The sequence below is a fragment of the Bacillus sp. JJ1503 genome, from assembly GCF_036965125.1.
GTDB lineage: Bacteria > Bacillota > Bacilli > Bacillales > Cytobacillaceae > Cytobacillus.
The window spans coordinates 7,657-13,096 of record NZ_JBALOZ010000291.1 but is presented as its reverse complement, the minus strand read 5'-3'; the positions used below and the strand labels follow the sequence as shown (position 1 = coordinate 13,096).

5 protein-coding genes and 1 pseudogene are annotated in these 5,440 nt (G+C 35.3%); all 6 read left to right on the top strand.

Features of this window, described 5'->3' with window-relative positions; translation table 11 throughout:
- Window positions 1-3: 3 nt before the first annotated feature.
- The 6 genes and pseudogenes from V7149_RS26615 to V7149_RS20380 all read left to right on the top strand — a co-directional run bounded on the left by V7149_RS26615 (window position 4) and on the right by V7149_RS20380 (window position 4,871).
- A complete protein-coding gene (locus V7149_RS26615) occupies window positions 4-117 on the top strand; it encodes an FIMAH domain-containing protein (protein ID WP_438824137.1) in 114 nt (37 codons plus the stop codon).
- A 481-nt stretch (window positions 118-598) separates the two neighbouring features.
- Window positions 599-677 (top strand): annotated as a pseudogene (locus tag V7149_RS26610) (peptidylprolyl isomerase); the annotation flags it as partial.
- Between the two features lie 1,193 nt (window positions 678-1,870).
- Window positions 1,871-2,836, top strand: coding sequence for a tRNA dihydrouridine synthase (locus tag V7149_RS20395; protein ID WP_335347424.1), 966 nt, complete (start codon window positions 1,871-1,873; stop codon window positions 2,834-2,836).
- Between the two features lie 243 nt (window positions 2,837-3,079).
- Window positions 3,080-3,427 (top strand): VOC family protein, encoded by a 348-nt coding sequence (locus tag V7149_RS20390; RefSeq protein WP_335347427.1) that lies wholly within the window; start codon window positions 3,080-3,082, stop codon window positions 3,425-3,427.
- A gap of 73 nt (window positions 3,428-3,500) precedes the next feature.
- Window positions 3,501-4,280, top strand: a complete 780-nt coding sequence (locus tag V7149_RS20385) for a PhzF family phenazine biosynthesis protein (protein WP_335347426.1) — start codon at window positions 3,501-3,503, stop codon at window positions 4,278-4,280.
- Between the two features lie 255 nt (window positions 4,281-4,535).
- On the top strand, window positions 4,536-4,871 hold the full coding sequence (locus V7149_RS20380) for a DUF6054 family protein (protein WP_335347423.1): 336 nt from the start codon (window positions 4,536-4,538) through the stop codon (window positions 4,869-4,871).
- The last annotated feature ends 569 nt before the right edge of the window (window positions 4,872-5,440 follow it).

Below are 5,440 nucleotides of genomic sequence, written 5' to 3'. Positions count from 1 at the left end.
CACATTAATGATTTTAAAGAATTCCTGGATCTTAAAAAAGATGCGAATCAAATCTCCGCAAAAGCGTATAACAGTTTGAAAGCGTATGCTGATGCAATGATTGAGATCTGGCAATAGGTTAGATTCACTGTTCAGAATATACCTCCTGTGCCGGGGATGACCTGTTACGGGGAGTAACGAGCTCAAAAACTTTTAAAACGTGAAGATGGGAAATCAATGAATAGACTTCTCTATCAAACTTGAACTAGGGTAAGGTTTCATTGTTCATATCCATTTTCTCGATTTTGTGAGTTTATGATACTCATAGGAAACAAAAACAATAAAATGGCCGGGACAGTAGGCGAACTGTCCCGCCTCATTTAAGCAGGAAAACCCAATTGGTATTATTGGTTGATTTATTCTTTCCCTGTATTGTTACGTTTTTAAAATATCCATAAAAATATCGAAGGCATTTTAAAGCTTATTCAGCTTTTTATTTAGATGGTAAACCAAGGTCAGATCCGTCAGCGACAATGACTTTGGGAAGTTGTCAAAAGTAGGAGTGAAGATAAATGAAGAAAATGATCCCCAGTTTTAGCCATTTTTTCATTGTCTTGCAGCGGCTATGAAATTGAAAAAAGGTGAAGTGAGCGAGCCGGTCAAGACAGTATTTGGTTATCACATCATCAAGGTAACAGATAGAAAGGAGACACCATTAAGCGAGGTGAAAGATCAAATCAAACAAGCGCTTATGGGAAAAGACGCAAAACCGATACAGGAGATATTAAACAATTTGAATAAAGAAATTGAGATAAAAGAAGATGCATTTAAGGATGTAGAACCAAAACAACCAAATATGCCCCCTCAAAGTTAAATGTTCAGCCATAAGTAGTTATTGTGATTATCGTTGAACTTTACACCAATTACATAGTTATCTATGCTAATAAAGATTGTGATGAGTCTTAATTCGACGTTCGAATTGCCTTTCAAAATTGGTACCCTTAGGTCATTGAGAAATATTAAAGCAACCAAAACGATTGGGCTCGGGTGATGCAAGTTCCGGGGCCTTTTTATTTTGCTTGCCTAGTAACCCGTTAATTACTAGATGGGGAGAGTCAAATCCGAGTAAGTGTTCGGTGGCTTTCTGGCGACTGATGGAAAATGGCCTAATAGGACTTGATATCCTATTGGATGGAATTTTACTATTGATTTAGTTGCAAAAGGTAGGATGCGAATAAATAAAAAAATATGACTCACCAGCACCTCGTGTGTTGCACATACATTTTGCACACGTGGAGTGAGTTTCACAACTCATTTTAAAGAAGAAAGGCAACTAACCCTCTGGGGCGTTGTCTTTTTACGTTTCCTGTAACGGATTTACAAAGATGTATTGAATATGGACAATGGACAGTACCATCGTGGTTGCAAGTGGTATTCTCAACTAGAAAAGTAAGAAAAAAGGCGTTAATTCTTAAGATTAGGACATCTTTTAGTTTTGCCTAATGTTAATAGCATGGTTCTCGTTGTCACATTAAAATTTCTTTTATGAAGTAGTTTATAATGAGACCCGGTAAAGGAGACAAATTATTGTTAAAGTGAAATAACACCTAAAACGGTTGTTTCTACATATTTAGGTAAGGAAGTAAGGGTATTTCAAACAATAAGCAGCAGAAACCAGGATTAATACTTAACCTCTGTCCCAAGCTATCGCATCTTACTGATTTTCTTAGCACTTTTCATGTTGAACTTAAGGTTTATAATGTTTAAAATTTTCTATAGTTTGATAAAAAGTGCTTAAGCATGGTATATGTTTTAAAAGAAGCAGGCACATTCTTGCAATGTAAATTTGAGACGAGAGTTTAACTCTTATAAGAGAGGTTTGAGTTTATATATGATAGATAATTTTTGGAGTGAATTACCAAGACCGTTTTTTGTACTTGCACCAATGGAAGATGTGACCGATGTTGTTTTTCGCCATGTGGTGAGTAAAGCAGCCAGACCTGATGTGTTTTTTACAGAGTTTACAAACTCGGAGAGTTATTGTCACCCAGATGGGAAGCAAAGTGTGCGTGGGCGTTTGACTTTTACAGAAGATGAACAACCTATTGTGGCTCATATATGGGGGGATAGACCTGAAAACTTTCGGAAAATGAGTATCGGTATGGCTGAACTAGGATTTCGGGGTATTGATATCAATATGGGCTGTCCTGTACCTAATGTGACATCGAATGGGAAGGGAGCCGGTCTGATTCTTCGTCCGGAAGTTGCAGCAGATTTAATACAAGCAGCAAAAGCAGGAGGACTGCCTGTAAGTGTGAAGACAAGGCTAGGTTACACGGATGTGGAGGAGTGGCAGGCGTGGCTAACGCATATATTGAAACAGGACATCGCCAATCTTTCTATTCATCTGCGTACAAGAAAGGAAATGAGCCAAGTCGATGCTCATTGGGAGCTGATTCCGGAGATAAAGAAACTTCGTGACGCGATTGCACCGGATACGCTGCTAACAATCAATGGAGACATTCCTGACCGACAAACTGGGCTACAGCTCGCTGAACAATATGGTATTGATGGAGTTATGATCGGGCGAGGTATTTTTAAAAATCCTTTTGCTTTTGAAAAAGAGCCAAAAGAGCATAGCAGTAAAGAATACCTTGATCTTTTAAGACTGCAGCTTGATCTTCAAGATCAATATGCGGAAGTACTGCCACGTTCAATCTCAGGGCTTCATCGCTTTTTCAAAATTTATGTCAAAGGATTCCGTGGAGCAGGTGAATTAAGAAATCAATTGATGAATACGAAATCAACAGATGAAGTGCGTGCATTGCTTGATAACTTTGTGCTAGAGAATGATTAATAATATCTAAGGTAAACTCTACCACATACATCACAATTCAAGTCATTTGGAAAATGTCGCAGAGTTTGAGTTGAAAAATAAATAAGGTGAAAAAAGAAGTCTAGCGATAGACTTCTTTTTTTGGTGAAATAACAATAATGCCTTTTTACCTATCTGTATGAAGAAGGAATTTATTTTTATTTCTTGAATTCCTAATTTAAAGGAAAAATAAAAGAAATTAGAGATGGGAGCGAGTTTATTATGATGATAAAAGGTATCGGAGGAATATTTTGGAGGACTAAAAATCTAGATGCCATAAAAAAATGGTACAGTGAAGTGTTGAAGATTGAAATTGATAATTGGAATGGGACCATTATTAAACCCCATTCAGAAAATAAAACGATATTTTCTTTCTTTACTGAAGATGACCCTTACTTCCCAACAGAACAGCAAGTGATGTTAAATTTCCAAGTTTATAATCTAAACGAGACTATTGAGCATTTAGAACAAATTGGTGTACCTCTTGTAAAGGGAAAAGAAGTTAGTGAATATGGTAAGTTTATTTGGATTAAAGATCCTGAAGGCAGACTGGTGGAGCTATGGGAGAAATAACGGGTTGTCATTATTCATATTTTGTTGAATAAATGGGTGCCTAGTTTAAGTGAACAACAAGGAGATTAAGAAAATGAGAATCCCGATATATCAGGTTGATGCTTTTACAAATGAACAATTTAAAGGAAACCCAGCGGCAGTATGTCCATTAAACGAATGGATAGAAGATAATTTAATGCAAAAGATTGCAGCAGAAAATAATTTATCTGAAACCGCCTTTTTTGTAAAAAAAGATGATGTATATGAGTTAAGATGGTTCACTCCAATAGGGGAAATAGACTTATGTGGACACGCAACATTAGCGTCTGCTTATGTAATATGCACTTATTTAGATGAAAATTTAAAGAATGTAAAGTTTCATACAAAAAGTGGACTTTTAGAAGTATCGAGGGATGGCGGTTTATTTACATTGAGTTTTCCTTCTAGAGAAGGAGAAAAATGCGATACTCCAGAGGAACTTATTAAAGGTTTAGGTAAAGAACCTAAAGAGGTCTATAAGGCAAGAGACTATTTGGCGGTATTTGATACAGAACAAGATATTTTAGGTCTTGAATTAAATATGGATGAACTAAAAAAACTAGATGGTTTTGGTGTAATAGTGACAGCTAAAGGGAAAGAAGTAGATTTCGTATCAAGATTTTTTGCACCAAAGGCAGGAATAGATGAAGACCCCGTTACTGGTTCTGCTCATTGTACACTAGTTCCGTATTGGAAGAATAAATTGAATAAAAATGAATTTGTCGCATTGCAATTATCAGAAAGAGGCGGAAAGCTATATTGTACTGATTTAGGTGAAACGGTAAAAATGTCTGGAGAAGCTGTATCTTATTTAGAAGGATATATAAATGTTTAGGGGAATTTGTTTAACAAATTAAAAACTTTTTGACGGGTGCTATTCTTCAAGAAAGAGAATAGCATTTCTTATTGTAGGGGGGCAGGTTTATTCAATAATAAATCACAACAGGGATCAGGCTTTACTGTGAGTCTACAGTAAAATATTGTTAGAAATATTAATATTCAATAAAATTAATCAATACAAGAAACCGAGGATAATGAACAATCGTATTATATAGCGAAAAAATTAATTATGGGGGAGGATGGGGTAATCATGGCAAAGTATGAAAAGACAATTGTTGGTCAATTTGAGAAAGTGGTTAATCATTTGGAAAACGATATTGGTAACAGCGGAATAAGTATGAGATTAGTTGATGAAAGCAACTACGCTATTGGAGAGACTAAAATAGCAGTTCGGGTTTATGATAAATACTTTATGAGAAATGGAAACAGAGCGAGTTTGAGCCTTACTGTAGTAGGTAATAACAGTAATACTTTTATTTCAGCAATTGGTGCTGGCGGGGGACAAGGTGTTTTTTTAAACTTTAGTCTTGGTGCCGAAGATGATATGGTGGCAATAGTACAAAGAAGTATAGAAGAAATGGAATAATACTTAATTTTATTTTTAATCATAGTTTCCTCATAATGCGAAGTATATATTAATTCGAACCCTACTTAATTGTGTATCGAAGATTGTGAAAAACAAAAAAGCTTGATTCATAACCCTGAATTAAGCTTTTTTATTTCTATACGAGAATTCCAATTGATTTTTCAATTTCCTTCGACAAAGTATATTAATACTTAAGTGATGACAGCCAAGATATGTTTTTTGAACCTCCTTCATATCCGATTTTTGTTTACACCGTGTTTGAGCAACTTCTAATAATTTCAGCTCTAATGGCTTCTGCTTCCTTTCGATCTCATAATCCTTGTGGTATCTAAATAGAAAACTTTTGAATAAACGAAATTAAAAAGAGTGATAATATTAGAATTGGAAAAATGTAATACAACGGATTGAAAGTGAATCAATTAAGGAGATATGGATATGGTAGTGAAAGAACAGCAAAAACAAATCAATAGAGTTCTTGAATTTATAGATGAACATCTAAACGAATCACTTTCTCTTGAAAAGTTAGCTAAAGCCTCAACCTATTCGGTTTATCATTTTCAGCGTACATT